The sequence below is a fragment of the Pseudarthrobacter arbutini genome, assembly GCF_054510915.1.
Genome location: NZ_JBTNDQ010000027.1, coordinates 1 through 26,256 on the forward strand (window position 1 = coordinate 1; position 26,256 = coordinate 26,256).

General features: G+C 65.8%; 30 protein-coding genes and 1 pseudogene. 12 read left to right on the top strand and 19 right to left on the bottom strand.

Annotated features, from left to right (window positions below; genetic code table 11):
• Both hutU and ACX80V_RS21290 read right to left on the bottom strand, forming a co-directional pair.
• Positions 1-838, bottom strand: an 838-nt coding sequence (hutU, locus tag ACX80V_RS21285) for a urocanate hydratase (RefSeq protein WP_485844818.1), incomplete at its 3' end; no start/stop codon positions are given.
• Between the two features lie 219 nt (positions 839-1,057).
• Entirely contained in the window at positions 1,058-1,912 is an 855-nt protein-coding gene (locus tag ACX80V_RS21290) for an IclR family transcriptional regulator (RefSeq protein ID WP_240484349.1), read from the bottom strand.
• Positions 1,913-2,121: 209 nt separating this feature from the next.
• On the opposite strand from ACX80V_RS21290, the gene ACX80V_RS21295 reads away from it, so the two are divergent.
• Positions 2,122-2,922, top strand: a complete 801-nt coding sequence (locus tag ACX80V_RS21295) for a GNAT family N-acetyltransferase (RefSeq protein ID WP_485844819.1) — start codon at positions 2,122-2,124, stop codon at positions 2,920-2,922.
• A 110-nt stretch (positions 2,923-3,032) separates the two neighbouring features.
• On the opposite strand, the pseudogene ACX80V_RS21300 reads toward ACX80V_RS21295, so the two are convergent.
• From ACX80V_RS21300 to ACX80V_RS21315, 4 genes and pseudogenes are all read right to left on the bottom strand, one after another.
• Positions 3,033-4,537 (bottom strand): annotated as a pseudogene (locus ACX80V_RS21300) (HNH endonuclease signature motif containing protein).
• 174 nt (positions 4,538-4,711) lie between these two features.
• Entirely contained in the window at positions 4,712-5,686 is a 975-nt protein-coding gene (locus ACX80V_RS21305; protein WP_485844820.1) for an NAD(P)-dependent alcohol dehydrogenase, read from the bottom strand.
• Entirely contained in the window at positions 5,683-5,916 is a 234-nt protein-coding gene (locus tag ACX80V_RS21310) for a helix-turn-helix transcriptional regulator (RefSeq protein WP_058930270.1), read from the bottom strand. The genes ACX80V_RS21305 and ACX80V_RS21310 overlap by 4 nt, the downstream gene beginning before the upstream one ends.
• A complete protein-coding gene (locus ACX80V_RS21315) occupies positions 5,910-6,338 on the bottom strand; it encodes a hypothetical protein (RefSeq protein ID WP_485844821.1) in 429 nt (142 codons plus the stop codon). Before ACX80V_RS21315 ends, ACX80V_RS21310 begins: the two co-directional genes overlap by 7 nt.
• Before the next feature lie 225 nt (positions 6,339-6,563).
• Here ACX80V_RS21315 and ACX80V_RS21320 point away from each other — a divergent pair, with 225 nt between their 5' ends.
• Entirely contained in the window at positions 6,564-8,063 is a 1,500-nt protein-coding gene (locus tag ACX80V_RS21320; RefSeq protein ID WP_485844822.1) for an amino acid permease, read from the top strand.
• Positions 8,064-8,071: 8 nt separating this feature from the next.
• Entirely contained in the window at positions 8,072-8,707 is a 636-nt protein-coding gene (locus ACX80V_RS21325) for a LysE family translocator (RefSeq protein ID WP_485844823.1), read from the top strand.
• Positions 8,708-8,830: 123 nt separating this feature from the next.
• Here the strand turns inward: ACX80V_RS21325 and ACX80V_RS21330 are convergent, their stop codons facing one another.
• A complete protein-coding gene (locus ACX80V_RS21330; RefSeq protein WP_485844824.1) occupies positions 8,831-9,694 on the bottom strand; it encodes an SDR family oxidoreductase in 864 nt (287 codons plus the stop codon).
• 123 nt (positions 9,695-9,817) lie between these two features.
• On the opposite strand from ACX80V_RS21330, the gene ACX80V_RS21335 reads away from it, so the two are divergent.
• Entirely contained in the window at positions 9,818-10,219 is a 402-nt protein-coding gene (locus ACX80V_RS21335; RefSeq protein WP_485844825.1) for a winged helix-turn-helix transcriptional regulator, read from the top strand.
• Between the two features lie 384 nt (positions 10,220-10,603).
• Positions 10,604-10,774: a hypothetical protein gene (locus ACX80V_RS21340; RefSeq protein WP_485844826.1), complete on the top strand. Its 171-nt coding sequence runs from the start codon at positions 10,604-10,606 to the stop codon at positions 10,772-10,774.
• A gap of 14 nt (positions 10,775-10,788) precedes the next feature.
• Here the strand turns inward: ACX80V_RS21340 and ACX80V_RS21345 are convergent, their stop codons facing one another.
• Together ACX80V_RS21345 and ACX80V_RS21350 are read right to left on the bottom strand one after the other, a co-directional pair.
• Positions 10,789-11,538, bottom strand: a complete 750-nt coding sequence (locus ACX80V_RS21345) for a 3-hydroxybutyrate dehydrogenase (protein ID WP_485844827.1) — start codon at positions 11,536-11,538, stop codon at positions 10,789-10,791.
• Between the two features lie 61 nt (positions 11,539-11,599).
• Complete coding sequence (locus ACX80V_RS21350; protein ID WP_056349045.1) at positions 11,600-12,982, bottom strand: MFS transporter; 1,383 nt, start codon at positions 12,980-12,982, stop codon at positions 11,600-11,602.
• Positions 12,983-13,111: 129 nt separating this feature from the next.
• Between ACX80V_RS21350 and ACX80V_RS21355 the strand changes: the two genes are divergently transcribed.
• Positions 13,112-14,008 carry a LysR family transcriptional regulator gene (locus ACX80V_RS21355; protein WP_485844828.1) on the top strand — a complete coding sequence of 299 codons (897 nt, stop codon included), beginning with the start codon at positions 13,112-13,114 and terminating at the stop codon, positions 14,006-14,008.
• On the opposite strand, the gene ACX80V_RS21360 is transcribed toward ACX80V_RS21355, so the two are convergent.
• Both ACX80V_RS21360 and ACX80V_RS21365 read right to left on the bottom strand, forming a co-directional pair.
• Positions 14,005-14,955, bottom strand: coding sequence for a spermidine synthase (locus tag ACX80V_RS21360; RefSeq protein ID WP_485844829.1), 951 nt, complete (start codon positions 14,953-14,955; stop codon positions 14,005-14,007). The genes ACX80V_RS21355 and ACX80V_RS21360 overlap by 4 nt on opposite strands.
• 102 nt (positions 14,956-15,057) lie before the next feature.
• Entirely contained in the window at positions 15,058-15,561 is a 504-nt protein-coding gene (locus ACX80V_RS21365; RefSeq protein WP_485844830.1) for a hypothetical protein, read from the bottom strand.
• A 186-nt stretch (positions 15,562-15,747) separates the two neighbouring features.
• On the opposite strand from ACX80V_RS21365, the gene ACX80V_RS21370 reads away from it, so the two are divergent.
• The 4 genes from ACX80V_RS21370 to ACX80V_RS21385 all read left to right on the top strand — a co-directional run bounded on the left by ACX80V_RS21370 (position 15,748) and on the right by ACX80V_RS21385 (position 18,959).
• The gene (locus ACX80V_RS21370) at positions 15,748-16,713 is read left to right on the top strand and encodes a hypothetical protein (protein ID WP_485844831.1); all 966 of its coding nucleotides are present in this window, start codon (positions 15,748-15,750) and stop codon (positions 16,711-16,713) included.
• Positions 16,713-17,144, top strand: a complete 432-nt coding sequence (locus ACX80V_RS21375; RefSeq protein ID WP_485844832.1) for a phage holin family protein — start codon at positions 16,713-16,715, stop codon at positions 17,142-17,144. The genes ACX80V_RS21370 and ACX80V_RS21375 overlap by 1 nt, the downstream gene beginning before the upstream one ends.
• A complete protein-coding gene (locus ACX80V_RS21380; RefSeq protein WP_485844833.1) occupies positions 17,141-17,749 on the top strand; it encodes a DUF3618 domain-containing protein in 609 nt (202 codons plus the stop codon). The genes ACX80V_RS21375 and ACX80V_RS21380 overlap by 4 nt, the downstream gene beginning before the upstream one ends.
• 91 nt (positions 17,750-17,840) lie before the next feature.
• Positions 17,841-18,959 (top strand): YihY/virulence factor BrkB family protein, encoded by a 1,119-nt coding sequence (locus tag ACX80V_RS21385; RefSeq protein ID WP_485844834.1) that lies wholly within the window; start codon positions 17,841-17,843, stop codon positions 18,957-18,959.
• Positions 18,960-19,122: 163 nt separating this feature from the next.
• On the opposite strand, the gene ACX80V_RS21390 is transcribed toward ACX80V_RS21385, so the two are convergent.
• The 6 genes from ACX80V_RS21390 to ACX80V_RS21415 form a co-directional block, all read right to left on the bottom strand.
• Positions 19,123-19,881, bottom strand: a complete 759-nt coding sequence (locus ACX80V_RS21390; protein ID WP_485844835.1) for a glycosyltransferase family 2 protein — start codon at positions 19,879-19,881, stop codon at positions 19,123-19,125.
• Between the two features lies 1 nt (position 19,882).
• Positions 19,883-21,283 carry a PIG-L family deacetylase gene (locus ACX80V_RS21395; protein WP_485844836.1) on the bottom strand — a complete coding sequence of 467 codons (1,401 nt, stop codon included), beginning with the start codon at positions 21,281-21,283 and terminating at the stop codon, positions 19,883-19,885.
• The gene (locus tag ACX80V_RS21400; protein ID WP_485844837.1) at positions 21,277-22,425 is read right to left on the bottom strand and encodes an acyl-CoA dehydrogenase family protein; all 1,149 of its coding nucleotides are present in this window, start codon (positions 22,423-22,425) and stop codon (positions 21,277-21,279) included. The genes ACX80V_RS21395 and ACX80V_RS21400 overlap by 7 nt, the downstream gene beginning before the upstream one ends.
• A 22-nt stretch (positions 22,426-22,447) precedes the next feature.
• On the bottom strand, positions 22,448-22,927 hold the full coding sequence (locus ACX80V_RS21405) for a Dps family protein (protein WP_485844838.1): 480 nt from the start codon (positions 22,925-22,927) through the stop codon (positions 22,448-22,450).
• Positions 22,928-23,024: 97 nt separating this feature from the next.
• A complete protein-coding gene (locus ACX80V_RS21410) occupies positions 23,025-23,702 on the bottom strand; it encodes an O-methyltransferase (protein WP_485844839.1) in 678 nt (225 codons plus the stop codon).
• Between the two features lie 191 nt (positions 23,703-23,893).
• On the bottom strand, positions 23,894-24,217 hold the full coding sequence (locus ACX80V_RS21415; protein ID WP_058930288.1) for a thiamine-binding protein: 324 nt from the start codon (positions 24,215-24,217) through the stop codon (positions 23,894-23,896).
• Positions 24,218-24,337: 120 nt separating this feature from the next.
• Here ACX80V_RS21415 and ACX80V_RS21420 point away from each other — a divergent pair, with 120 nt between their 5' ends.
• Positions 24,338-24,973: a TetR/AcrR family transcriptional regulator gene (locus ACX80V_RS21420; RefSeq protein WP_485844840.1), complete on the top strand. Its 636-nt coding sequence runs from the start codon at positions 24,338-24,340 to the stop codon at positions 24,971-24,973.
• Between the two features lie 161 nt (positions 24,974-25,134).
• On the top strand, positions 25,135-25,353 hold the full coding sequence (locus ACX80V_RS21425) for a hypothetical protein (protein WP_485844841.1): 219 nt from the start codon (positions 25,135-25,137) through the stop codon (positions 25,351-25,353).
• Positions 25,354-25,408: 55 nt separating this feature from the next.
• On the opposite strand, the gene ACX80V_RS21430 is transcribed toward ACX80V_RS21425, so the two are convergent.
• Positions 25,409-25,747 (bottom strand): hypothetical protein, encoded by a 339-nt coding sequence (locus ACX80V_RS21430; protein WP_485844842.1) that lies wholly within the window; start codon positions 25,745-25,747, stop codon positions 25,409-25,411.
• Between the two features lie 57 nt (positions 25,748-25,804).
• Positions 25,805-26,080: a hypothetical protein gene (locus ACX80V_RS21435; RefSeq protein WP_240484350.1), complete on the bottom strand. Its 276-nt coding sequence runs from the start codon at positions 26,078-26,080 to the stop codon at positions 25,805-25,807.
• Between the last annotated feature and the right edge of the window lie 176 nt (positions 26,081-26,256).

The following is a 26,256-nucleotide window of genomic DNA, read 5'->3' on the forward strand; positions in this document are numbered from 1 at the left end:
ACAGGGGGTCGTGGGCGGAGGTCTGGTCCGTGACGATATCGACCGTGAGTTCACCCGCACGGTGGCGGCGCAGGATCTCGGGGAAGACCTCGGCGGCGTTCCCGACGTACCCCACGGACCAGCCGCGGCGCTCTTCCTTGGCCGCCAGGACCTTGGCGATCGCGGTGTCGAGGTCGGTTTCGACCTCGTCGAGGTAGCGTTTGCCGGCGCGGCGGCGCAGGCGGGTCTCGTCGACGTCGACGATCAGGCAGGCGCCCTCGTTCAGGGTGACCGCGAGCGGCTGGGCACCGCCCATGCCGCCGCAGCCGCCCGTGAGGGTCAGGGTCCCGGCGAGGGTGCCGTCCTGGTCGCCGGTGAGCTTGCGGGCGATCGCGGCGAAGGTCTCGAAGGTGCCCTGCAGGATGCCCTGGGTGCCGATGTAGATCCAGGACCCGGCGGTCATCTGCCCGTACATCATCAGGCCCTCGGCCTCGAGCCGGCGGAATTCGGGCCAGTTGGCCCAGTCGCCCACGAGGTTGGAGTTCGCCAGCAGCACCCGCGGCGCCCATTCGTTGGTCCGGAACACACCGACCGGCTTGCCGGACTGGACCAGCAGCGTCTCGTCCTTCTCCATGGTTTCCAGGGTGCGGGTGATCGCATCGAACGCGGCCCAGGACCGGACGGCACGGCCGGTCCCGCCGTAAACCACCAGATCATCCGGGCGTTCGGCGACCTCGGGGTCCAGGTTGTTCATCAGCATCCGCAGCGGGGCTTCGGTCTGCCAGCTCTTGGCGGTGAGCACGGTGCCGCGGGCAGCTTTGACCGGGCGGGCACCGGTAGTGAAATCGGCGGGTGCCATGAGGGGCTCCTTTGTGTTCTGGGCGGGTACGAGGTTCGCGGTGTTGGGAAGAGGTTCTGTATCAACTAAAGCCGTTCCGGGCCGGCCCGGACAGGGCTTTCGGAGGGGCGGTGTCCGGGATTCCAGACCATCCCTCACTCTCGTTGCTCTGTCACTTACGGTCGCTAAAAAGGCGAAATGGGGACGACAAGTGATAGGGCAAATTGGTGGCGGGCAGCACTATTTGGCAGGGCGGCCGTGGATGCGGACGGAGAGTTCGTCCGCTACTTTCTGGACCCGCGCGGCGAGCGCCGGCCATTGGTCCGCCGGCAATTTGTCCTCGAGGAACGTGACGGCGACTGCCGCCGTCGGCCATCCCACGTGGTCCGTGACAGCGGCGGCGATCGAGCCGAAGCCGGGCGTCACCTCGCCATGTTCGGTGGCGTAGCCGCGCTGCCTCACTTGGTCCAGGTGCGAGGACAGCGCGGAGTACTTCATGATGGCGCCCTCCACCTCATGCCGGGCGGTGAAGGCCTCGGCATTCGGGTAAAGCGCCCGGACCTGCGACTTGGGCAGTGCGGCGAGAATGGCGCGGCCGCTGGCGGTGAGGTGGCTGGGAAGCCGGACGCCGACGTCGGTCACCAGGGACGGGCGGTTCTTGGCTCGTTCCTCCACGATGTACAGCACGTCGCGGCCATGAAGCACGGCCAGGTGCGCGCTCTCACCGATGACGTCCACCAGCGACGCCAGCAGCGGCCGGCCCAGGCGGGACAGCGGTTCCTGCCGCGAATACGCCGAGCTCAGCTCGAAGGCACTGATCCCCAGCCCGTAGCGCTGCTCCTCGTGCAGGTGGAGGACAAAACCATTCGCCTCCATCACCCCGAGCAGGTGGTAAACGCTGGAGCGCGGCAATCCCAAGGACGTGGCAATGCTCGACGCCGCCATCGGCCCCCGCTTCGAGGCCAGCAGTTTGAGGATACGGAGGGTGTTCTCGGCGGCGGGGACTTTGGATGTCGCCCTTGGTTCACTGCCCGCCTCGGGCCTGGCTTCCGTGCTCGACACCACTGCACTCGACTCCACTGTGCCCTCCGTCATTTCTCGCGGGGCTTCCGGCCATGTCCGGGATCCCGTACTTAACCTTGCGCCCACGACCGGTCCCCTCATGGCCATCAAAACACAGCCGGTGTCCGGGATGCCAGACATAGCCAGGCGTGCGCCCCTTCCCGCCTACTGGGCCTGGGTTGTCCTCCCGGCCCCGCTCGGGTCCGATCGGGTCCGGCGGCGCTGGTCGTAGGCTGAAGCGTATGGCCTCAACCACCGATATCCTTGCCGCGTACGATTCCCAGCTCCGCCGGCTGGTTCCCCCAGCCGTTTCGCCCGGCCACGAATATCAGCTGCTGGGACCCCTGCTACGCGTGACCGGACAGCGGCGGGGCTTCATCGAATCGGCTCGTGACCTCGAAGTGGAGGGCGGGATGCTCGACAGGATGATCGTCGAACAGCGTGAGTACTTTGCCGGCCGGGGGGAGGCCGTCGAATGGAAGACCCGGGCGCATGACTTCCCAGCTGATCTTGAGTCCCGCCTCCGCGCAGCAGGCTTCGTACCGGAAGATCGCGAGACCGTCCTGGTGGGTGAGACGGCCGCGATGGCCCGTGAACCTGTGGTCCCGGAGGGTATTCAGGTGAGGCTTGCCCGCGAACGCCCTGACCTGGAGCGCATCGCGGCGATGAAGTCTGAAGTGTGGGCCGCCGATTACAGCTGGGTGGCCGCTGATCTGCAGCACCGGCTGGCCTCGGACCCGGAAAACCTTGTGGTCTTCCTGGCCGAGGCCTCGGGGGAAGTGGTTTCGGCGGCCTGGCTCGAGATCAATCCAGGGACCGCCTTTGCTGGCCTCTGGGGCGGCTCAACGTTGCCTGCATGGCGAGGGCGCGGGATCTATAAGGCTTTGGTGTCCGCACGCGCCCAGGTGGCGGCGGCCCGTGGAGTGAAGTACCTGCAGGTGGACGCCTCCGCTGACAGCGAGCCGATCCTGCGAAGGTTGGGATTCAGGGCAATCACCACCACCACGCCGTTTGTGTGGACTCCTCCTGCAAAGGGACATTGAAGCGCAGGCCAAGCCTTCAAGATTTCGGCCCAGATCCTCAAATCCCGCCCGGCGACCTATCCCTGCTCATGGACCATCGGCCAGCCCAACCCCTGACAGAAGACACGTGCCTATATAGGCGGCCGCCTTTCACCAACTTCTTGATGCCGCAGCTGTTCTTTGATCTGGGGTGGCCAGCGTGGTGGTTCCCAGTCGGGGTGTTCGCTCTGGTAGTGGCGGCCGGTGGGTGAGATCCAGCCGGATGGTTCGTTCTTTGTGGCGGTGGTGGGTTTCCATGCTGTGGTGTGTCTTAGTCTGTGGTGCTTGTGGCAGGGCTGGCCGAGATTTGAGATCCCGGTGGATCCTCCGTGGGCCCAGGCGAGGATGTGGTCGGCTTCGTTGTCGAGGGAGTGGTTGCTGCAGCCGGGGAACGGGCACTTCCCGTCGCGAAGCCGCAGCCATTGGCGCTGGGCTTTCGTGACCCGGTAGCTGGTTCTGCCGATCTCCAAGGGTGCTCCGTCGCGGGGGTCGATCAGGACCCGGTGGAAGGACTCCGCACCGTCGGCAATCAGACTGCGGGCCATGGACGGCGGGATCGGGCCGTACCCATCGAGCATGGCCGATTCATCCGTGAGGCCGAGCAGCGACATCACCGGGACCGTGATCAACACCTGCGCCCGCGGCGAGGGAACACCGCCACCCACGGCCATGCCCGTTGCGCCGGCACCGCCGGCACCGCCGGCTTCGCCGGTACCGCCCGTTTCGCCCTTACCGCCGGACATTGCCGGCATACCACCGGTCCCGCCGCGGTGATGTTGTTGCTCAGGAGCCAGGTGACGGCGATGTCGGCGCGGAGTTGGCTGAGGGTCCGGCCCTCATGAGGTCCTTGGAGGGCGCGGGCTGCGGTGGTGGTGCGGTCCCAGATCCCTGCCGCCTGATCGGCGGGGAGGTACGCGGAGAGCCAGGCCATGCCGTCCCGGTCCGGGGCATACTCCACGCGCCGATCGGCGGCGCTGCGTGCGTGGCGTTTTTCGATGCTGACGGGGTGGTGCCGCTCCCGCCAGCTGCGGGCCTTGTGCCGGAACCGCCCGGGAATGAGCTCCCCGGCCGGGCACGCACGTGCCGGGTTCGGCGCGGCGGGGTCCAGGAAATGCGCTTCGAGGGCTTGGGCGCCGGCAGGGTCCAGGTTCACGGTTTCGTCGACCATGATCCGGGCGTGCTGCCAGGAAATCGTCCCTGCCTGCAGCGCGGAGAACGTCAGCGGCAGGGCGGTGGTCAATGCGTGGGCTTCGGCGAGCAGGGCGCCGGCACTGCGTTCGCTGACCGTCAGGGCACAGGCGACTTCAGCGATCACGGCCATTTCCTGTCCGGTGTGGTCCTCGGGCGACGTTGCAGGGCCCGCCAAGGCCTCGGCAGCGGCGGTGTAGCCGGTAGCCAGCCAGGCCTTCAGGGCGGCACTTTTCGCGTCCAACCGAGAGATCTCAGCCAGCCCGTCGAGGAACCCATCCGCCACCCGGCGCAACGGATCAGCACCACCGGATCCCGAGGACTCGGTCCCGCCCCGGAGCACAACGGCAAGCTCAGCGAACGACACCGCAAGTGCCTCCGCCGTCGCCACAGCTGCTCTGCTATCCATACTCAAAATCATCCCGCGAGGGTCTGACAATAACGGCGAGGCTGAATGCCGATGTGCATAACCCTGCTCACGTCATTGTTGAAGTGTCGGCGGAGCTGGGCGGGCCGCAAGTGTCCCCTCGCGGGCGGGGCTTAAGTGTCCATTCGCGCCTGGCAATTGGGACGGTGAAGAGCGTCAGATGCTGACAACAACCTTGCCGCGGACGCGCCCTTCGTGCATGTATTCGACGGCGGCCGGCGCCTCAACAAGCGAGTAGACCTTGTCCACGGCAGGCTTCACACTGCCGGCTTCAATGAGCATGGTCAGCGCCTCGAGATCGCGATAGTTTTCCGTCGAAACAAGCCCCTTGAATTTCTGCCCGGAGAACAGTGACACCAGCGGCGCACCCATCGAACGCTCAAACCCGCCGGTCAGGTTCCCACCGCCCTCGCCGCCGACGATCACCAGTGTGCCCCGCGGGGTCAGCACGCGCCGCAGGACTGAGAGCGGCCGGTTGCCGGCGGTATCCAGGATGACATCGTAATGCTGGCCGGCGCGGGCAAAATCGTCCCGGGTGTAGTCGATGACGTGATCAGCGCCGAGCGACCTGACCAGCTCCATTTTTCCTGTGCTGCAGACGCCTGTGACCTCCGCCGCCCCGAATGCCTTCGCCACCTGCACCGCAAAGGACCCGACTCCCCCGCCAGCACCGATGATCAGCACCTTCTGGCCGGTCGTCACCTGTCCGGCATCGCGGACAGCCTGCAACGCGGTTACACCCGAAATGGGTGCCACCGCAGCTTCCTCGAACGTGAGGTTCGCGGGCTTTGTGGCCACCCTGCCCTCCCTGGCGCAGACAAATTCCGCGAAGGACCCCTCACACGTGCCGAACACTTCGTCGCCCAGTTGGAAGCGCGTGACGCCAGCCCCCACGGCCTCCACGACGCCGGCAACCTCACGGCCGCGGACCGGAAACTTGGGCTTCTTCAGCCCGAAACCGAAGAGGCGGAGCAGGTACGGCCGCCCGGTCATAAGGTGCCACACACCCTGGTCGACGCCGGCCGCGCGGACCCTGATCAGGACTTCCCCATGGCCGGGCACCGGCAGCGGGATATCCCTTAGTTGGAGCACGTCGGCATTCCCGTAAACGTCCTGCACGATAGCTTTCATGATGCGTCTCCTTGGTGATTCGGGTATTGGAACACGTCCTCGAGCGGCACGCTGAGCACATGGGCGATCTGGAACGCCATCTCCAGGGACGGCGAGTACCGGCCCTGCTCTATGGCGATGACGGTCTGGCGGGTAACGCCCACACGTTCGGCGAGTTCGGCCTGCGTCATCTCGCCCCGTTCGAACCGCAGGCGGCGGATTGAATTGGTCACTCGCGTTGGCTTCACCACGGCTGGAACCCCCGGCGGTAGGCGACGATCTTGGCCACGGAGCCCAGGATCGCGGACAACACAAACGTCAGGTAGATGACGTTTGCGATCCAGAAGTGGTCCACCTCAGCCATCGCCAGGAGCAGAGCCGCGACGCCGCCGATGACCACAAACGACTGCCCGATGTACTCGCCGAAACGGTAGATCTCCCTGTCGCGCTGGTCCTTCTTCCCGACCTCCTTGGGCGAAAAGATGCCCAAGAGTATGTGCAGGGCGATGGACGCGGCAATGGATGCCCCGATGGTCCACAGCAGTGGAGCCACGTACGGAACCTCGGCAACGGGCATTGTGCCGGCCATGCCCAGGACGATGGCCAGATACACGCCATAAGAGCCCGCGGCCACCACCCCCATGATCCAGGCGCTCTTCTCTTCGAAGGACATTTCCGCTCCCGCCATTCCCGCCGGATGTAAAACAAAGCTGACATCTCAAAAGTAAAGAAAACCAGACATGATGTCAATAGTCTTGGACTAGACGCCACGCGAAGTTCAAATGCCGGCCCCAAGTCTGAGATGGAAGACAGGAACTGCCAGTGAGTCTCATCACGTAAGGCGCCAAAGTGATCTGCTGGTTGGCGATCCCCCTCCCAATGACGAGAAGGTATTTGTATGCAGCACGCCGCCACCAGGCAAGACACAGCCGCCCAAGACGCAAGCCCGGCCGAAAAGCCCAAACCGGGATCCGCCGTCGCGCATGTCCTGAACCGGGGACTGAACGTCCGCCATATCCGCTTTATGGCCCTCGGTTCGGCGATCGGAACCGGCCTGTTCTACGGCTCAGCCTCCGCCATCCAGAAGGCGGGCCCGGCCGTCCTGCTCGCCTACATCATCGGCGGTGCGGCGGTGTTTATGGTCATGCGGGCCCTCGGCGAGATGGCCGTCCGCCACCCTGTCTCGGGCTCGTTCGGCCAGTACGCCAGCCGCTACCTCGGCCCGCTGGCCGGGTTTGTGACCGGCTGGACGTATGTTTTTGAGATGGCGATTGTGGCCATCGCGGACGTGACGGCTTTCAGCATTTATATGGGCTTCTGGTTTCCGCAGGTGGACCGCTGGATCTGGATCCTGGCCATCATCTGCTTCCTGGCCGCACTGAACCTGCTCAGCGTGAAGGTCTTCGGCGAGCTGGAGTTCTGGTTCTCGCTGATCAAGGTGGTGGCCATCATCGCCATGATCGTCGGCGGCGCCGCCATTATCGCGTTCGGTTTCCAGGCCGGCGGGTCCACCGTGGCTCCGGGCCTCGGCAACCTCGTGGAGCACGGCGGGCTGTTCCCGAACGGCTTCGAGGGGCTCCTGGCCTCGTTCGCCGTCGTGATGTTCGCGTTCGGCGGGATCGAGACGCTTGGCATCACCGCCGGCGAGGCCGCGGACCCCAAGAAGGTTATCCCCAAGGCGGTGAACACGGTGCCGGTCCGCGTCCTGCTGTTCTACGTCCTGACCCTCGGCGTGCTGATGAGCCTCTTCCCGTGGAACGAAATCGGCAGCAACGGCAGCCCGTTCGTCCAGATATTCAGCGGCCTGGGCATCCCGGCCGCACCGCACATCCTCAACGCCGTGGTGATCACCGCCGCGCTCTCCGCCATCAACAGCGACATCTTCGGCGCCGGCCGCATCCTGTTCGGGCTGTCCGGACAAGGCCACGCGCCGGCAGTTTTCGGCAAGGTTTCGCGCCATGGCGTGCCTTGGATGACGGTAGTGATGATGGCCGGCATCCTCCTGGTGGGCGTGGTGCTGAACGCGGTCATTCCCGAGGACGTCTTTATCCTGATCGCCTCGATTGCCACGTTCGCCACCGTCTGGGTGTGGGTCATGATCCTGGCTTCCCATGTCGCGATGAAGCGGGAGATCGCACGGAAGGCCCTGCCGGCGTCGGAATTCCCCTCGCCGTGGTGGCCCGCGGCATCCGTCCTGACCATCGCGTTTATGGCGCTGGTCATCGCCGTCCTGGGCGCCTTCGAGGACACCCGCGTGGCGCTGTACGTGGGTGCGGTGTGGCTGGGGCTGCTGGTCCTCGCCTACCGCCTGTGGGTCAGAGGTAACGGACGACGCCGGGCCGAACTTGTGGACGAAACCTCACCGCTTCCGGTGGTTGCCTCAGCCCGCCGGAGCTAAGATCAGGCATGGTTCCGCTCTCAAACCTTCTGGCGTTTGCGCTGGCATCCGTGGTGCTGATCGCCGTCCCCGGACCCAGCGTGCTGTTCGTGATCGGCCGTTCCCTGGCGCTCGGCTGGAAGGGCGGCGTCCTGACGGTGCTGGGCAACGCGACCGGGCAACTGGTGCAGGTGGCTGCAGTCGCGCTCGGCGTGGGCATTATCGTTGCGCAGTCCGTGGTCCTCTTCAGCGTGGTGAAGCTGGCGGGGGCTGCCTACCTCGTCTATCTGGGCATCAAGGCCATCCGGAACCGGCGGCACAACTCCTTCGCGGATCGTCAGCCAGTGGCCTCCTCGCCACGACGGCTGGTGGCGGAAGGCCTGGTGGTGGGGATCACCAACCCCAAGTCCGTGGTGTTCTTTGTGGCGGTGCTGCCGCAGTTTGTGGACTACCCGTCCGGGGCCATTCCGATCCAGCTGGCGCTGCTGGGGGCGGTGTTCCTGCTGATCGCCATAGTGTCAGATAGCCTCTGGGCCGTCGCCGCAGGTTCCGCCCGCCAATGGTTTGCCCGTTCGCCCAGCCGGGTTTCAACGGTGGAGGCAACGGGCGGGGCCTTGATGATCGGCCTCGGCGGAACCTTGGCCTTGACCGGCGGCAAGTCCTAGTTGCCTGCCCCGACGCTCTCTCACTTTTGGGGCGATTTGGCGCCACGCTCTCTCACATGAGGTGAGAGAGCGTCGGCCCAAAACGTGCATTAGTGAGAGAGCGTCCGGGAGTTGCGCTCGTGCTCAGACGGCGGCGAGCGCCGAGCGGACCGCGGCCGGCATCGGCGTTGTGGGCCGGCCAATCAGCATACGGAGGTCCGAGCCGCTGACCAGGAGGTCGCCACGGGCAATGCCGAGGTCCGAGTCCGCCAGGATGTCCGCGAAGAACCCCGGCACGCCGAATCCGGCAAGAAGTCCGGCGTAGTCGCTGGCCGGAAGGTCCTGGTAAACCACGGGCTTGTTGGCCGCAGTGCTGATTTCCTGGGCCAGTTCGGTGAGCGTGAAGGCGTGGTCCCCACCCAGCTCGTAGACCTTGCCGGCCTGGTTCTCGGCAACCAGCACGGCTGCCGCTGCCTCGGCGTAGTCCACCCGGGCCGCGGCACTGACCTTGCCTTCACCGGCGCTGCCGGCAAGCGCGCCCTGGGCAAGGGTGCCCTGCAGCTGGTCGGTGTAGTTCTCGAGGTACCAGCCGTTGCGGAGAATGGCGAACGGAACCCCTGAGTCCTTCAGGATGGCCTCGGTTGCCTGGTGCTCAGCGGCCAGCTTCATCCCGGTGGTGTCAGCGTTGGCCACACTTGTGTAGGCCAGCAGTTCCACGCCTTCGGCCTTGGCTGCCTCAATCACCGTGCGGTGCTGGTCCACGCGTTGGCCAACCTCGCTGCCGGAAATCAGGAGAACCTTGTGGGCGCCCTGCAGGGCCAGCGCCACGGACGTGGTGTCTGTGTAGTCCATTGCCCTGACCTGGACGCCGCGCGCTGCGAAGTCGGCAAGCTTTTCAATGGACCGGCCGGCGGCCACAATCTCTGCCGCCGGAACGTTGCGCTCCAGGAGGGCCTCGACGACGTGGCGGCCAAGCTGTCCGGTTGCTCCGGTAATGACGATGCTCATGGGTTGGTTCCTTTCACCGTTTCTTAGGGGGTCACCTTCCACAACCAGCCGCTCCGCCAATTACTTCCTGAAAGACAGTACGCACTTTTAGGTTAGGTACTCACCTTTTGGTAAGTTATGGGTATGGAAGCGACTGTATGGCCCACCAACCTGCCGGAAGATCTCCGGGCACACCTGCCGGAAGGATTGGCCGACGGCGTGTTCCCGGCTGGGTGCCCCAGCCGCACCGTCCTGGACCACATCACCAGCAAATGGGGAGTGCTGATCCTCCTGGCGCTCTCCGAAGGCGAGCAGCGCTGGAGCGAACTCCGGCGCCGGGCAGAGGGAATCAGCGAGAAAATGCTGGCGCAGACCCTCAAGACCCTGGAGCGCGACGGCCTGGTGCTGCGGAAGGCCCAGCCGGTCATCCCGCCCCGCGTGGACTACAGCCTGACCGAACGCGGCTATGAGCTGTCCGGCCTGCTCGTCCCGCTCGTCACCTGGGCCTACAACAACGCTGACGACATCCTCAACGGCCAGCGCTGATTCCAGCGGGGCGCTGATTCCGGCCCGCCCTGATTCCCGGACAACGATGATTCCCGGCCAGTGTCGACCCCTAAATCCCCTAAGTAGGAGCCGTCCGCGAAGTCGAGTACATGTTACTGGTGTGACTGGTGTGAATAGCGCCTAGCGTAAATGTAAGGTGCCAGCCAGGAATTGGAGGACCATCCTCTGCTGGGAGCGTTCCGGCAACCGCACCGACAGTGAGCGGACGAGCGCCGCGCTGAAGGAGTTGTTCCGATGGTCAACGCTGCCCGCAATCCGGCCCAACACGAACCGCAACATGACCGCCATGACCGCAACCGCCGAGACGAAACCAGCCCGAAACAACCGCGCCTTATGGCTAGGGCCTGGAACCGCGTCCGCGCTGTGCCAGGCCCAGCAAGCCCCTACAAAATCGGTGACGCCGTGGTGGGAGACGATCCCTTCAACGGCCGGCACGAGGGTGTGGTGGTCTCACGGACCCCCGACTCTGTCGGCATGGGGACCGCAGAGGGCGTTGTCTACTACGATCCCCGCCAGGTCAGGCGGCAGGAGTAGGCAACCGGCCCGGCCTACCGCGCCGACCAGCCGCCGTCCATCGCGTAGCTGGCCCCGGTGACCATGCCGGCGTGATCGGACGCCAGCCAGGCTGCCAGGGAGGCAACCTCCTCCGGTTCCACCAGGCGTTTCACGGCGGACTCGGTGAGCATCACCTTGGCCAGGACCTCGGACTCGGGGATGCCGTGCACCTTGGCCTGGTCCGCGATCTGCTTCTCGACCAGCGGGGTCCGGACGTAGCCAGGGTTGATGCAGTTGGACGTGACTCCGTGCCCCCCGCCCTCAAGTGCCGTCACCTTGCTCAGCCCTTCCAGGCCGTGCTTGGCGGAAACGTACGCGCTTTTGAACGGGGAGGCCCGGATTCCGTGCACGGATGACACGTTGATGATGCGGCCGAAGCCGTTGGCATACATGTGCGGCAGCGCGGCCCGGATCAGCAGGAACGGGGCCTCGAGCATCAGCGCGATGATCCGGCGGAAGTCCGCCGGATCGAACGCTTCGATGGGGCTGATGCTCTGGATCCCGGCATTGTTCACCAGGATGTCGCAGTCCAGGCTCAGGGTGGCGAGCGCGTCCACGTCCAGCAGGTCAACGGCCCAGGCGGTGCCGCCCACTTCGTCGGCGAGGGCGGCAGCGCCGGCGGAGTCGACGTCGGCCACCACCACTTTCGCCCCGCGGGCGGCGAGTTCCCGGACACAGGCAGCCCCGATCCCGCTGGCGCCGCCGGTCACCACGGCCTTGCGGCCGTTCAGTGTGTTTTCCATTGCAGATCTGTTTCCCATCGTGTGCGCGCTCAATTTCCCTGCGGTGAACTGCTCAGGCAGTTCAGCGTGAGGCCGCCGGGAGCAGTCCCTCGCGGGCGGCGTCGGCCTTGTCCACTTCTTCCAGCGCGATGCCCTTGGTTTCCTTAAGGCTCAGCACGGCAACCGTAGTGATCGCGCAGGCAACCACAAGGTAGATCGCCGTGGGCAGCCAGGACCCGGTGTCCTTGAGCCACTGGGTAGCAAGCAGCGGGGCCAGCGAACCGGCGAAGATCGAAGTGACCTGCGAGCCCAACGAAACGCCCGAGTAGCGCATCCGGGTGGGGAAGAGCTCGGCCATGATGGCAGGCTGGCCGGCATACATAAACGCGTGCAGGCACAGGCCGATGGTCACGGCCAGGACAATCACCACGGCGTTGCGGGTATCGAACATGGGGAAGGCGAAGAACGGCCAGGCCGCACCGGAGATGGACCCGATCAGGTAGACCGGTTTCCGTCCCAGCTTGTCCACGAGCCGCCCCACCTGCGGGATGACCAGGAAGTGGATGACGTGGGCGATCAGGAGTGCGAGCAGGAGCGAGGACGTGTCGTACTTGTGCACGCTCTTGAGGTAGACAATGGCAAAGCTGACCACCAGGTAGTACATGATGTTCTCCGCGAAGCGCAGCCCCATGGCCTGAAGGATGCCCTTGGGATACTTGCGCACCACCTCGAAGACGCCGTAGCTGACGGCCTGCTCCTTCTCCACGAGGGCCTTGGCCTCCAGGAAGATGGGCGCCTCGGTGACGTGGGTGCGGATGTAGTAGCCAACGAAGACGATCACGGCGGAAAGCCAGAAGGCCACGCGCCAGCCCCAGCCGAGGAATGCCTCCGGGCTCAGGGCGGTGGACATAATGAACAGCACCAGCGTTGCCAGCAGGTTGCCCACCGGCACTGCGGCCTGCGGCCAGCTGGACCAGAATCCGCGGGACTTGTTGGGGCTGTGTTCGGCAACCAGCAGCACGGCGCCGCCCCATTCGCCGCCGAGCGCGAAGCCCTGGATGAAGCGGAGGGCCACCAGAAGAGCCGGAGCCAGGTAGCCGATATCGGCAAAGCCCGGGAGGCAGCCCATCAGGAAAGTGGCCACGCCGACGATCACGATGGTCAGCTGCAGCGTCGGCTTGCGGCCCAGTTTGTCGCCGATCTGGCCGAAGACGATTCCGCCGAGGGGGCGTGCCACGAAGCCCACCGCGTAGGTGAGGAACGCCTGGATGATGCCGTCCAGCTCGTTGCCGGTGGCGGGGAAGAAGTACTTCCCGAAGACCAGGGTGGCGGCGGTGGCGTAGAGGAAGAATTCGTACCATTCCACCACCGTGCCCACCATCGACGCGGCCACAATCTTTTTAAGCCCGGATCCCTTGGGTGCGGATCCGGCGGCATTGTCTGCCGAGCGCTGCTCTACGCTCATGAGTTTCTCCTTAGTGTCCACTTTGACACGCGCTGTGATCCACAGCACTAATGGCTCCACTGAGTATTACTGCACAAACATGCGCCTTCAATGCCCAAACCGGCACCTGCTGTGTGCACAATTGCAGATATGAAGGCGAATCCCGATGACCTCCTGGTCCTGCTTGCGGTATCCCGCTCCGCCAAATTTACGACGGCGGCGCAAGTGTTGGGGCTGAACCACACCACCGTTTCGCGTCGGATAGCCGCCTTGGAGAAGGCGCTGGGCGGCCGCGTCCTGGCCCGGGCGGCCGGCGGCTGGGAACTGACGGAGCTGGGCACGGAGGCCGTCCGCGTCGCCGAACAGGTGGAGGCAGCGGTGAGTGCGCTGGGACCGGCAGGTCAGGCACCGGACCCGATTACCGGCGTCGTACGCATGACGGCGACCGACGGCTTCAGCGCCTACATCGCCGCGCCCGCCGTGGCACGGCTGCGCCGGAAACACCCGGGACTGAGCGTGGAGGTGGTGACCATGACCCGCCGCGCGCTGCAGCAGCGTTCCGGGCTGGACATAGAAGTTGTGGTGGGCGAACCACAGGTCCACCGGGCCGAAGCCGTCCAACTGGGCGAGTACATGCTGGGGATGTACGCCTCGCGTGCCTACCTCGCCGAGAACGGGACGCCGGCGAGCGTTGCTGAGCTGACGGAGCACCCGCTGGTGTACTTTGTGGATTCGATGCTGCAGGTGGACGACCTGGACGCACCCCGGCGGCTGGTGCCGGCCATGCGCGAAGGGCTGACGTCCACTAACGTGTTTGTCCATGTGGAGGCCACCCGCGCCGGTGCCGGCATCGGATTCCTGCCGTGCTTCATGGGCAATCTGCATAGCGACCTGGTCCGGCTACTCCCCGACGACTTCGCCGAATTGCTCCCTTACTGGATGGTGCTGCGACCCGATTCGATGCGCCGCCCTGCCGTGGCCGCCGTGGTGCAGGCCCTGCGCGACCAGACGGCGGCGCACCGGGATGCCCTGCTGGGCAGGGACTAACGCTCAATCGATGGCGCTGCCGGGTCGTGGCGCACCGGGGAGTTCGCGGCGAAGGCCCGCACCTGGGCGTCGTTCCAGATGTGGGCCGGGACGGCACCGCCCAAAAGCCGGCGGGCAAGCTGCGGGTCCCCGTCCAGCGGGGTGTTGCTGCCGGCCATCACCATGTTGCCGTAGCGGCGGCCCTTCAGCATGGAGGGGTCGGCGATGATGACGGTGTGTGCGAACGCGGCCGCGATGGTGGCGGCGTCTTCCCGCGCATTCTTCAAGTCCGGGGCGTCGCCTGAGTTGACCACATAGATGCCGCCCGGCGACAGGACCCGCTTGATGTGGCTATTGAACTCGGCGGTGGTGAGCGGCCGCGGCGTGAGTGAACCGGCAAACACGTCGCGGATAATGAAGTCGCGGCTGTCCGGCGTGAGCGTCTCGGTGACCTCGCGGGCCTCCCCCACACGGAGCCGCAGCAGCGGCGCCTTGGGCAGGTCGAACCAGCCGCGGACGTACTCGGCCAGCCTGCCGTCCAGTTCCACCACGACCTGGCGGGCTTCGGGATAGGCTGCGTGGAAGTACCGCGCCAGGGAACAGGCCCCGCCGCCCAGATGCAGTCCTCGCAGCTTCTCGACTCCGCCCGCGGTGGGCGCCACAGCCTTGGTCCCGCCCTTTCCGGACTTCGGTGGCCAGCGTGATTCGATCAGCGCCGCCATCCAGCGCATGTACTCAAAATCGAGGAACAACGGATCGGCGAGGTCGATGTGGGAGCTCATGACACCGTTGATCTTCAGGAGCCAACCGTTGGAGTTGTCCTGGTCCGCAATGAGCTCGCAGTCGCCGGTATCGACGTAGTAGACGCCCTCAACCGGGCCCTCAGGACGGGTTCCCTTGGGCACGTCGATGACACCCGCCGTCGAACGCTGGCTGTTCCGCCCGCCTGACTTGCCGCGCTTTGCCATTTACCCGTGTGCCGCTTCAGTCATGGATCAACCATAATTGACCGCCCTGTGTCAGCGGTCCGGCGCGGTCTCAGTCCAGAAGGGTCCGGTCGCCGAACCCGACTAGGTTGCGAGCGGCCTGTCCCGATCTGTCCTTTCCTGGTTCCGCCGAAGTTCCTCCGCCCGGGTGGCGTCGGTTCGCGTGGCGTCGGTGCGCTCGTCGCCTTCCGGATTCACGTCGGCTTCGGTGCGGGTGGCGTCGGTTCGCGCGTCCCCGTCCCGATTTACGTCGGGATCCAAGGCGTCGGCCTTGTGGGTGCGCTCGGCCACGTCTTCCCGGAGCGACCTGGCGTCGGTGGCCTTTGCTTCAGCCTCCTGCTTCAGCCGCGCCGCCTCGACCTGTGCCTGCTCTGCGTCGGCACGCGCACGGCTGGCCCGGGCTTCGTTCTCACGCGCATCGAGCTCGATATCCTCGGCTTTCCGGCGCATTTCGGCGGCCTTTTCGCGGTGCGATTCGTCCCGCTTCTGCTGCATGGCCTGACGGCGACGCCCGGTCACAAGCCACAGCACGATCAGGACCAGCACGACGATGGCAACAATCACCCAAACCCACGATGTTGTATCCACGACTACCCACCCTTTCCACTTCGTTGTGACGGGGTCCCTGCGATGCCGGGCGGCAGGCGATACGAACCCCTTTGAAATTCAGGTAGGAAGGGTACTTACCTTCCGTTACTAATCATGCTTACTATTTTACGGCCAGTATTGCTGTTCTTATCAACAACCGGCCTTCTTTGGAAAGAGAGAGCGAAGATGACAGAGAACCAACGGCCCGAGGATTCCGCTTACCCGGTTCCACCGGCCACCCCGGGCACCACCGGAGAACGCGCCCCCAGTACGTTCCCCAGTACATATCCAGCTGCAGCTCCACAGACGGGCGAAACCTACGGGACTTCCCGCACTGATGCCGTCAAGGAAGAAGCTGGAGATGTGGCGCGGACAGCGGCGGATTCCGCGCAGAGCGTGGCGGAAACTGCCAAGTCAGAAGCGGCCAACGTCGCGTCAGAGGCCAAGGCGAATGCCAAGGACCTCTTGCAGCAGGCCCGCTATGACCTCACCCAGCAGGCCAGCGCGCAGCAGCAGAAGGTGGCCAGCGGCCTCCGGTCAGTCTCGGACGAACTGCACGCCATGGCGCAGGCGTCCGACCAGCCCGGAGTGGCCACGGACTTGGTCCGCCAGGCCGCGGAGCGTTCCTCGTCCGTCGCCTCCTGGCTGGACGGGCGGGACCCGGGTTCGCTCTTGAATGAAGTCAAGAGCTTCGCCCGGCAGCGTCCCGGCACGTTCCTGCTCCTGGCCGCCGGGGCAGGCGTCCTTGCCGGCCGGCTCGGCCGCAGCCTGAGCGCCGGCGCACCGGAGTCCGCAGCGGACTCCGCTGGAGCCCGCGGCCAGTACGGTGCCGACGGCCAGTACGGCACCGGTGGCCAATACGACAGCGGCTACACGCCGTCGGTCAGTGGGACTGTCCCGCCCCCGCCGGTGCAGCTGCCCGGCCCGGCCACCACCACGGCAGGATTCGACGGCGGCGCGCCAGGGAGCAGCTACGGCGACCCTTCGCGTCCCGCCAGTCCTCTCGACAGCCCCCAACTCGCGGAACAGCCCTTCTCGACCAACCGCATTGCCGACGACCCGTTGGCCGACCGGGAGCTCGCCGACGATCCTATGGCCAACGACCCCCTGACCCGGGACCGCTCAGCGGACGGCCAGGCTGGCAGGCTGTGATGAGCAGCCAGATACCTGAACCTCCCCCGTCGGCGGCGCACGCGAAGGCGGACAACACCTCGTTGGGTGACCTGCTCGGTGAGGTGACCCGCGACCTGTCCACGTTGATGCGCCAGGAAGTGGAGCTTGCCAAGGCCGAACTCAAGGAATCCGCCAGCAAGGCCGGCAGGGGAGGTGGCATGCTGGCCGGCGCCGGCGTAGCTGGCCACTTCGTGCTGCTGTTCCTGTCGATCGCCCTCTGGATCGCGTTAGGCGAGCTGATGGGACTCGGCTGGTCCGCCGTCGTCGTCGCAGTTATCTGGGGCGTCATCGCCGCCGTCCTGGCCTCCATCGGCCGGAAGGAACTCAAGACTGTGAGGGGCATGCCCCAAACCACTGAAACACTCCAGGAAATTCCCCCAACCCTAAAACCCGGTGAGGTAAGACGATGAGCGACAACCCGGACGATATCCGTTCAGATATTGAGGCAACGCGCGCCCGCCTGGGCACGAACGTGGACGCGGTGGCGGACAAAGTGACGCCGTCTAACATCGTCCACCGCCAGACAGACAAGGTGAAAGACGCCGTCTTCGGAGTGAAGGAGAGAGTCATGGGAACAGCCGACGACGTCACCAACCGCGTGCACAGCGGAGTCCACGCCCGGACTGACAGTGCAGGCAATGCACTCAGCGATGCAGGCGCCGCCATTGGTGACGCTCCGCACCAGATGAAGGCGAAGACGCAGGGCAACCCGCTTGCTGCCGGCCTGATCGCGTTCGGCGCCGGCCTGCTTTTGTCCTCGCTGATCCCGGCGAGCGAGAAGGAACGCGAAGCAGCGGACGCCCTCAAGTCCGCCGCCGAACCGTTGACCACCGAGCTGGCCGAGGCCGCGAAGGAGATGGCTGAGGGTTTGAAGGAACCGGCGCGGGAAGCCATGGAGAATGTCAAAGCAACGGCAGCCGACGCCGCCGAGCATGTTAAGGCCGAAGGTCAGGTTGCGGCAGCGGACGTCAAGGACCGCACTGTCGACGCCAGGGATCACGTCCAGAACACGTAACGGCACCAGCACCGCCAGCAGCACAGACAGGCCGGTTCCGCCTCCCCCGGCGGAACCGGCCTTTCCCTTTCCAACCCCGAGAGGACACACCATGGCCGCTCACGATGCACCCGAACCCAGCACCGCCAAGGCGGGCAGCGCTCCCGCACCCGACGACTCCCGGAAACCGGACAGCCCCACCGACGTCACCAAACCGTCGTGGAAGTACATCGCCAAAAAGACGCTTCGGGAGTTTAACAAGGACCAGTGCCCGGACCTCGCGGCAGCCCTGACCTACTACGCCGTACTGTCCTTGTTTCCTGCAATGCTCGCGCTCGTTTCCCTGATCGGCCTCTTTGGGGACCCCGAAAAAACAACCACGGCCCTGCTCGAAATCGTGCGGGGCTTCGCCCCTGCTGAGACGGTGAATACCGTCAGCGGCCCGGTTGAGGAATTGGCGAACGCGCCGGCGGCAGGATTGACTCTGGTCATTGGCCTGGGAACAGCGCTGTGGTCCGCTTCGGGCTACGTTGGCGCCTTCGGTAGGGCGATGAACCGGATCTATGAAGTGGACGAGGGCCGTCCATTCGTCAAGCTGCGCGGAACCATGCTGGCTGTTACGCTCCTCGCCGTAGTCATCGTGGCACTCCTGGCAGGCATGCTGGTGCTCAGCGGACCTGTGGCAGAAGCAGTCGGCGACCTGATCGGGCTCGGTGGCGCGTTCCTCACTGTCTGGAACATCGCGAAATGGCCGGTAATGGTGGCGCTCATCATTGTCATCATCGCGGTGCTCTACTACGCCACTCCCAACGTCAAGCAACCCAAGTTCAAATGGATGAGCCTTGGCTCCGGCATAGCCCTGTTTATTTTCCTGCTGGCCTCGCTTGGCTTCGCCTTTTATGTGGCCAACTTTGGCAATTACAACAAAACCTACGGCGCGCTCGGCGGTGTGATCGTCATGCTGCTCTGGCTGTGGATCCTGAACATGTCGCTGCTGTTCGGGGCAGAGTTCGACGCCGAAATGGAGCGGGGACGGCAGCTCCAGGCGGGAATCGAGGCTGAAGAAACCATCCAGCTTCCGCCGCGGGACACCAAGAAAAGCGAGAAGATGCAAGAGCAGGAAGAGGAGGACATCCGGCGCGGCCGCGAGCTGCGTGAGCGCCACCGGAACGGCGCGGATCAGGCTGGATCGGACGCCAGCACGGGACGAGACAGCGACACGCGGGACTAGGCAGGGCCCGCCACTTGGAGGAAAATCAATATCAGCAGATTCCTTTAGGTTTCCTGGGTCCTTCGCGTCCCGGGTGTCAGACGGGGTCGGCGGCGAGGTGGCCTCTTCTGAGACCGAGGCCAGTCCCCCCAGTCGTCGTCGGCCCCCTCATTTTGTTCGCTGCTCAGCGTTCGAACGCCACAGCGGACTCCATACCAAGGGCCAGCATATACGCGCCGAATCCCTGCGGCGCCCGGGCCTCGGTCCGCCCGGAAGTCACTACCCGGACCGTGTCCGTGGAAGTAATTCGGTACCCGTATCGGCGCAGCCGTGCGGCCAGCACCCGGTCCTCGTGCGAGCGCTGACGGGGAAAGCCACCAGCGCGAACGTAGGCCGAGGCCCGCACCCCGAAGTTCGCACCATGCACATGGGGGTGGTCCTCCCCCAACAGATGCCGGGCGTGCCAGCGCCGTAGGAGTTCGCCGTCCATGCCCGCCGGATCCGGTTCCACCGTTCCCAAGACTGCATCGGCGCCGTCATCAGCCAGTTCCACCTGGCGCAGGAGCCAGTTTTCCGGAACGCAGGAATCGGCGTCCGTATTGGCCAACCAGACCCGTTCGGCGGTCCGCTGGCGCCCCGCCCCCGCACGGTCCGGCAAGCGTCCCGTGAGGAGCAAGTTGATACCTGCACGCCGGCTCCTCCCGACGCTACGGAACGCGACCGGCAACAAGGTGATGCGGCGATCCGCCGCCGCAAAACGCGCCGCCACGGCGCCTGAGCCGTCCGTGCAGGCGTCCAAGACCACCACGATGGCGACGTCCGTATCCGGCTGGCTGTGCTGCAGGGCATCACCTGCGGCACTGACCGCTGCCAGGGCACATGCCAGGTAGGGTTCCTCGTTATGGACCGGAATAACTACGGCAACCTGCGCGATCCTGTCCACGTCAAGACACCGGAGGTCCAGGGTCGCCGGCCTCGCCGGCAGCCACGAGCGTTTCCAGCACAAAATCGCGTTCCTGGTAGAGACCTGCGGTGGGCCAACGCAGCCGGTTCCGGGCCAGCGCGTGGACGGAGTCGCCGTCGAGCTCCCACCCGGAAACCGGGTGCCGCCAGTGGCACAGCAGCAGCGTGCCGCCCGGCGCCATCGATTCCTGGATCCGCTGCAACAGCAGATCAAACTCTGCAGCGGACAGGTAGTAGCCCACTTCGGAGACCACTACAAGGTCGAAGCTGCCCCCGGGCCAGTCACCGGGGAGCGTCAACTGCCGCGTGGAGACCCCGGCGAGTTGCGCGAGCCGCCGGGCCGCAAGCTCAAGCGCGGTGCTGCTGGCATCCACGGCAAGCAGCCTGGTGCATCTGGTGGCCAATTCGGCGGTCAAAGTTCCGATGGAGCAGCCGATTTCCAGGCCCGACAGGTAGTTCTCCTGGGGCAGCGAGGCGAGGGTGAGGGCGCGCTTGCGCCGCTCGTACCAGCTGGTGGCGTATTCCCAGGGGTCTCCGGACTTCGAGTGCACGGCGTCGAAAATCCGCTGCGCGTCCGCGCTGGTGTGGGGAGGGGATTGGACCGCGTAGGCCCCGGGCGGCGTCCAGGCAAATGTCTCAAAAGCGCGCCTGAAATGTTGCAGCAGCCCCTCGCCGAGGAGCACCTCGTCCCCGGCCAGCCCGGACAGCGGACGTATCTGGCTCGTGTGTGAGTCCATGGCGGACCTCTTTGCCGCCTGCTGATCAGCACCCAGCGGAACGCGCGCCCAGGACCGCCAGGCAGGGTCCTCCGGGGAGGCCCACAGCCAGTACCAGATGGGATACTCCAGCAGGGCGTGCCCACCTTCGCCGGCGACGTCGGCGGCCACTGTGCCGAGGGCGTTGTGGTCCGCATGGCCGTCGTCTCGGTACGGGGCCACGATTGCCAGCTGCTGCGGTGGTCCGGGGAGCCGGCCGATGGCCTCCCGCAGCCGGGCGGCGATTTCCGGCGTCAGTTCTTGCAGGCCCCGGTCCGGCAGCCCGAGGAAACGCCAGCGTCCGGCCAGCCCCAGGACTCCCATCGCTGCCGCAAACTCCTCAAGCCGGACGGCGGCGAGCTGTTCAGGCGTGGTGGTCGCCGAGTCCGGGTGCGAGCCCTCCCCCGCCGTGCACAGCAGCACCTCGACGTCGGCGCCCAGCGAGTGCAGCAGGGCCAGCAGGCCGCCTGCGCCCAGGGTCTCGTCGTCGGGGTGTGCCGCCAGCACAACGAACCGCATGGCAGCCAATTCGTGCTGACCCAAGGGCAACTCCGCCATAGCCGCGAGCCCGCCCGCCGCCCAACGGGCCTCGTCAGTCCCCTGGTCCGTGTGCGAGAAAGTCACCACAGGTGCTCCCCCTTCAGCGTCAGCCTTCCCAGCTGAGCATCGTCCCGCATGCCATGGTGCTGGCGCACGTACAGCGCCAGGTCCGCCATGCGCTTGGCATACGGTTCGTCGAACGCCAGCGGCGCCGGTCCCCGGTTCCGGCTGACAAGGGACAGGACACGCTCGACGGCGGCCGCTACAGTTCCGCGAACGCGTAACGCTTCGCTCCACGCGCTCCGGTCCGCCACTGGGTGCGCCCCTGGCTCCCGTGCGTCTTCTCCGGCGGACAGGCCGCCGTCGTTGGACAGCTGGCCGCCGTCAATGAGAGCTGCCGTTCGCGCGAGGTACTGGAGTGCGGCGGTGAGGATCCTGTCTGTCTCGCCCAGGGCAGCCAGCGCGATCTGGTCAGGTTCGCGGCCGGACTGAGCGGCGGCGGCCAAAGAGCTCTTGTAGTCCCGCGCCACGCCCACGGCGCCCCCGAGCCAGCAGGCAGCGACGCCCAAGCCACCCCAGGCAAAACCTGGCCTGCTGAAATACCAGCCGTCGCTGCCAAGCTGCTGTGCGGGCACCTGACTGAAATGGACCGTCCCGCTGGGAATCTCGCGCAACCCGCGCGCCACCCACGCCGGCTCCTCACACGTCACTCCCGGATGCCGGAGGTCCACTGCAAAGGCAGCCCGGCCTCCGGTTTCGGTGTGGGCAGTGATGACGGCCCGGTCCAGGAGGGGCGCCAGTGAACACCACGGCTTGGACCCGCTCAGCAGAATTCCGGCGTCGCCGGTCTTGGCCTCGAGTCGGAGTCCCGGGCCCTCCGCGGCAAACACTCCCCACGCGCCCGCGCTGTCGGCGGGAACAGCGCCCGCCGGAACATGGCCCGCTGGATCAAGGCCCACCTGGGAAAGGATCGCAAGCGCATCCACATGCGGTTCAAATACGCGGCCTGCGGCAACGTCCACCGCCGCGACGGAAGCGAGCAGTTCCCAGAGACGGGCAGTATGGCCGCCCCCTGGCGGCGGCCAGTTGCCTCCCGCGTCCCGGGCCAACGACAGCAGCGCGGGGACGTCCCCTGCCGCGGAGGCCACGGAGTCGAGCAGGGGAACGGTCCAAGCCAGTTCTGTTTGAGTTGAGACCATGCGGACGGGCTGGTGGGATGATGCAGACATTCTGTCGTTTCTCCGGCCCGGCCTACTTTGCCGCCGGTTCTGTGACGGCGGCGGACGGCGTCATGGTTTCCGCGTTGACCATCCACGCGAGCTGTTCCAGGCGTTCGATGCCGGCATGCAGCAGGTCGGCGCTGGTGGGATCGTCTTCATCCACCTCATCGTGGACATCCCGCATCGTCTGCACTGTCCGTTCGAGCCTGGCAGTGATCAGTTTGACGGCGTCCTTCGTGGAAATCAGCCCGCCGGTGAGCTCAGCAAGACGCGTGTCTGCGGCTACGGTGTGGCTCCGTCCGTCGGGCAGGGCGTGCAGGGCCCGCATCCGCTCCGCCGTCTGGTCGGCAAACAGCCGGACACTGGCGATGATCTCGTCGAGCTGCAGATGAAGGTCGCGGAAGTTGGTGCCCACTATGTTCCAGTGGGCCTGCTTGGCCTGGAGATGCAGCTCAATCAGGTCCGTGAGGACCATCTGAAGATTGCTGGCAAGGGTGGGTGACGCTTTCATCGTGTTCCTCCACTGCAGGCGGTTCCGGACGGGCATCGGCCGGACAGTCATTCTAAGCATACTTAGCAATTAACTAATGACCGGGTGCCGTCTGCGCTTAGCGGACGCGCGCCAAGGCGAACCCGTCCCAGCCTTTGGACCCAACAGTCTGGATCACGGTGGCATCGAGCTGCGGATGTTGGCCCAGCAGTTCCAGGGCGCTGATGATCCCGGGGGCGTTGACCTGGTCGATGGAAGGATCCAGCACGGCGCCCTCCCAGACGGCGTTGTCCAGGACCACCACGGTTCCCGGCCTGCCCAGGCGCACGGCCCACTCGAGGTACGCTGCGTCGTTTTCCTTGTCCGCATCGATGAACACGAAGTCGAACGGCTCCTGGCCCTCCGACTGCAGCGCGGGCAAGGTGTCCAGGGCAGCGCCCACCCGGACCTCCACTTTGTCCGCCAGGCCCGCCGCCTCCACATTCGCCCGGGCGATGTCCGCATGTTTGGCGAGGTATTCGCACGTCACCAGCCGCCCGCCGTCGGGCAGTCCCTGCGCCATCCAGATGGTGCTGAACCCTGCGAGCGTGCCGATCTCCAGCACCCGGCGGGCGCCGGACAGCTGGACCAGGAGCTTGAGCAGCTTGCCGGCGTTGGGCGTCACTTCAATGGGCGGCATCCCGGCGTCGACGGCGGAGCGCACGGCCTGTACAAGCGCAGTGTCTGGGTGCACCACGGTGGTTGTGAGAAAGTCTTCCACTGCCACCCACCCCGGCTGGGTCTTGTGCTCAAACATGGCCACAGTCTGGCACGCAGGCACGCGCCGGTCTAGGACACGGCCCCGGAACCAGCCCACAAACCGGCTCAGGCACCGGAGGGGACGTGTCACGCGGGGCAGGCTTTTGGCGTGGCCCAGGCGTCACATCCTTGAACTGACGCGGGCGCGGAGACCGGCCGGCGCCAAAAGCCTGCCTGGCGTGACGGGAATTAGGAACCGTCCGAGAGTGCCCCTTCAAGGCGGTCCACCTTGGCGCTGAGCTCGCCCTCATAACCGGGCCGGATGTCTGCCTTGATGACCAGTGAGACACGGCTGCCAAACTTGCCTACGGCCTCGGTGGCGCGCTTTACGACGTCGAACACGTCGTCCCATTCGCCCTCGATGGTGGTGAACATTGAGTCCGTCTGGTTGGGCAGCCCCGACTCCCGGACGATCCGCACGGCGGCCGCAACGGCGTCGTGCACTGATGCGTCGGTGGGACGCGATCCCCCTGCGGGCGTACCGGACGGGGCGACTGAAAATGCAAGCAACATAGGGCAAGTCTGTCATGCAGCCCAACCCGAAACGGGTTTGGCGAGGCCGGCGAAGCGTCACATAGCCAGCTACCCTCCGGTAACCATGAAGGCTGCCTGAGGCATTGCTAACCTGAACGAATGAGCATTGCTGTCGTCCGCAAGCCACTACGCGCAGACGCTGCCCGGAACGTGGACAAGATCATCCTGGCCGCGCGCCAGTGCTTCCGCGAGCATGGTCCCGAGGTTCCCCTCCAGACCATCGCACTGACGGCAGGTGTTGGCCCGGCCACCCTGTTCCGGAACTTCGCTGACAAGGAGGAGTTGGTCCTGGCCGCCCTCAACCGGCAGCTCCGCGAGACCGTGGACCCCGTTATGGCGGACGCGCTGGCGGACATCGACGCAACTGCGGGACTGCTGCGCGTCCTCGAAGCCATCATGGCCGCGGCCAGCGATGATGCCAACCTGCTTGGCGCCGTTGCGGGCCGCCGCGAACTCCTCACCGGCATCACCGGCTCACTGATGGATTCCATGAGCGTCCTGCTTGGCCGCGGCCAAGGTCAAGGCACCCTGCGTGCGGATATTTCCATGACTGACATGTTCCGCCTGCTCGCCATGCTGATCGGCGTCGTGGACACCATGGAGCCCGGTTCCGACGCCTGGCGCCGCCCGCTGGCACTGATCGAGGACGCCATCCGCACTGAACGGCCCCACCGCCCGTTGCCCGCGCATGTGCCGCTGCCCGCCCCGCAGCTACAGGGTCCACAGTTCACATGACACCCGTGCCCTCCCGCCGGACCACCACCACGGGCGCCCCATTGTTGGTCTCCAAACGTTGGATTAGACTCAGGTAGGGTTACGCAGCCAGCCTCTGAATCTTCTGAGGGAGCATGAGTGAAACACCTCCAGCGCAGCCAGTCCAACGCCATCGTCCGCCGATGAACCCGACACACTTGTCCCGGGTTATCCACGACCCCCGCGGCCCCGAAGAGATCCTGCCGTCGCTGGCGGCGGAGGACCTGGCCAATCTGCTGGACGCCCTCTACCAAAACCTCGACACTCCCACCCCGGTATTCGGTGCGCAGGTGTGGTATGAGCTGGCCGTCGAGGAAAGCGCCCGCCGGACCGGGTCGCCAGAGGATGAGCAAACCGCCTGACCGGCCTACGGCCCGGACCACGAGGGTGGCGGTGCCGGGCTGACGATGAGCCCAATCAGCTGGCGTCGCCCCCGGGGTTCTTTTGTTGAGGCTTGGTTTCTTCGGGCGTGTTCTCCTGCGGCCCGGCGCTGCCTTTCCCTTCCGCTGTGGGAGGCTCCTGGCCGTGCTTGTGAGGCTCATGATCGTAGTGATGGGGCACGTGCTCCTTGGCCTCCAACAGGTGCTGCTGCAGCTTCTCCTCCGCATCGCGGCGGCGCCGGGAAGTATCCCGCAGTTCCCGCGTCGATTCGGAGACAGTGGTGTCATAGACCGGCCGCGGCTTCGGGTCCGAAGCCTGGGGGTTGTCGGATCCGCTATCCGGATCCGGGGTGTTGGGCCCTGGCTGTTCGTTCATCTTGAGTGACTCCTTTAGGCCGTAGCGACCGCCTCACGCCGATACACCGGCCGGCCATCAATCGTCCGGTTCCGTTTCCCGGTTTCGGAGTTCGGCCCGTACCGCCGCGTGCAGGGCGGCGATGTTTGCTTCCTGGCTGACGTCCAGCGCCAGTCTCATCCGCTCGGACAGTACGTCCAGGTCCTCCGGCGGCAGGTCTGCCAGGGACCGGAACCGGGTAAAGAAGCGCTTGACCGGAAGCCCGGCGCGCCAACCGTCACGTGCTGGACGGCGGGTTTTGCCGGGTCTCGCACCGGCTGGGTGCAGCCTTATTTCCATGGTCAGCGCTCTCATGAGAGTCCACGGCCAACTGCATAGCCAGGCCCATGCTATAACGCATATGAGCCGCACCACCAGTGTTCGCGTTGACTCATCAAAGATGCCCGCGTAGCTGCTATCGAAGAATCATTTGGTAATGCCCGCGTAGCGGCGCGTCTGCTGGGATGGTATCCGCCGGCCCGGCACTGTGA

Bases quoted from the DNA above. Each gene is read 5' to 3' on its own strand.
- ACX80V_RS21320 (WP_485844822.1), top strand. From the start codon at position 6,564: ATGCAGCACGCCGCCACCAGGCAAGACACAGCCGCCCAAGACGCAAGC.
- ACX80V_RS21355 (WP_485844828.1), top strand. From the start codon at position 13,112: ATGAAGGCGAATCCCGATGACCTCCTGGTCCTGCTTGCGGTATCCCGC.
- ACX80V_RS21380 (WP_485844833.1), top strand. From the start codon at position 17,141: ATGAGCGACAACCCGGACGATATCCGTTCAGATATTGAGGCAACGCGC.
- ACX80V_RS21425 (WP_485844841.1), top strand. From the start codon at position 25,135: ATGAACCCGACACACTTGTCCCGGGTTATCCACGACCCCCGCGGCCCC.
- ACX80V_RS21305 (WP_485844820.1), bottom strand. From the start codon at position 5,686: ATGAAAGCTATCGTGCAGGACGTTTACGGGAATGCCGACGTGCTCCAA.
- ACX80V_RS21295 (WP_485844819.1), top strand. From the start codon at position 2,122: ATGGCCTCAACCACCGATATCCTTGCCGCGTACGATTCCCAGCTCCGC.
- ACX80V_RS21435 (WP_240484350.1), bottom strand. From the start codon at position 26,080: ATGAGAGCGCTGACCATGGAAATAAGGCTGCACCCAGCCGGTGCGAGA.
- ACX80V_RS21315 (WP_485844821.1), bottom strand. From the start codon at position 6,338: ATGTCCTTCGAAGAGAAGAGCGCCTGGATCATGGGGGTGGTGGCCGCG.
- ACX80V_RS21350 (WP_056349045.1), bottom strand. From the start codon at position 12,982: ATGAGCGTAGAGCAGCGCTCGGCAGACAATGCCGCCGGATCCGCACCC.
- ACX80V_RS21325 (WP_485844823.1), top strand. From the start codon at position 8,072: ATGGTTCCGCTCTCAAACCTTCTGGCGTTTGCGCTGGCATCCGTGGTG.
- ACX80V_RS21405 (WP_485844838.1), bottom strand. From the start codon at position 22,927: ATGAAAGCGTCACCCACCCTTGCCAGCAATCTTCAGATGGTCCTCACG.
- ACX80V_RS21410 (WP_485844839.1), bottom strand. From the start codon at position 23,702: ATGTTTGAGCACAAGACCCAGCCGGGGTGGGTGGCAGTGGAAGACTTT.
- ACX80V_RS21370 (WP_485844831.1), top strand. From the start codon at position 15,748: ATGACAGAGAACCAACGGCCCGAGGATTCCGCTTACCCGGTTCCACCG.
- ACX80V_RS21415 (WP_058930288.1), bottom strand. From the start codon at position 24,217: ATGTTGCTTGCATTTTCAGTCGCCCCGTCCGGTACGCCCGCAGGGGGA.
- ACX80V_RS21385 (WP_485844834.1), top strand. From the start codon at position 17,841: ATGGCCGCTCACGATGCACCCGAACCCAGCACCGCCAAGGCGGGCAGC.
- ACX80V_RS21290 (WP_240484349.1), bottom strand. From the start codon at position 1,912: ATGACGGAGGGCACAGTGGAGTCGAGTGCAGTGGTGTCGAGCACGGAA.
- ACX80V_RS21420 (WP_485844840.1), top strand. From the start codon at position 24,338: ATGAGCATTGCTGTCGTCCGCAAGCCACTACGCGCAGACGCTGCCCGG.
- ACX80V_RS21375 (WP_485844832.1), top strand. From the start codon at position 16,713: ATGAGCAGCCAGATACCTGAACCTCCCCCGTCGGCGGCGCACGCGAAG.
- ACX80V_RS21335 (WP_485844825.1), top strand. From the start codon at position 9,818: ATGGAAGCGACTGTATGGCCCACCAACCTGCCGGAAGATCTCCGGGCA.
- ACX80V_RS21400 (WP_485844837.1), bottom strand. From the start codon at position 22,425: ATGTCTGCATCATCCCACCAGCCCGTCCGCATGGTCTCAACTCAAACA.
- ACX80V_RS21360 (WP_485844829.1), bottom strand. From the start codon at position 14,955: ATGGCAAAGCGCGGCAAGTCAGGCGGGCGGAACAGCCAGCGTTCGACG.
- ACX80V_RS21345 (WP_485844827.1), bottom strand. From the start codon at position 11,538: ATGGAAAACACACTGAACGGCCGCAAGGCCGTGGTGACCGGCGGCGCC.
- ACX80V_RS21430 (WP_485844842.1), bottom strand. From the start codon at position 25,747: ATGAACGAACAGCCAGGGCCCAACACCCCGGATCCGGATAGCGGATCC.
- ACX80V_RS21330 (WP_485844824.1), bottom strand. From the start codon at position 9,694: ATGAGCATCGTCATTACCGGAGCAACCGGACAGCTTGGCCGCCACGTC.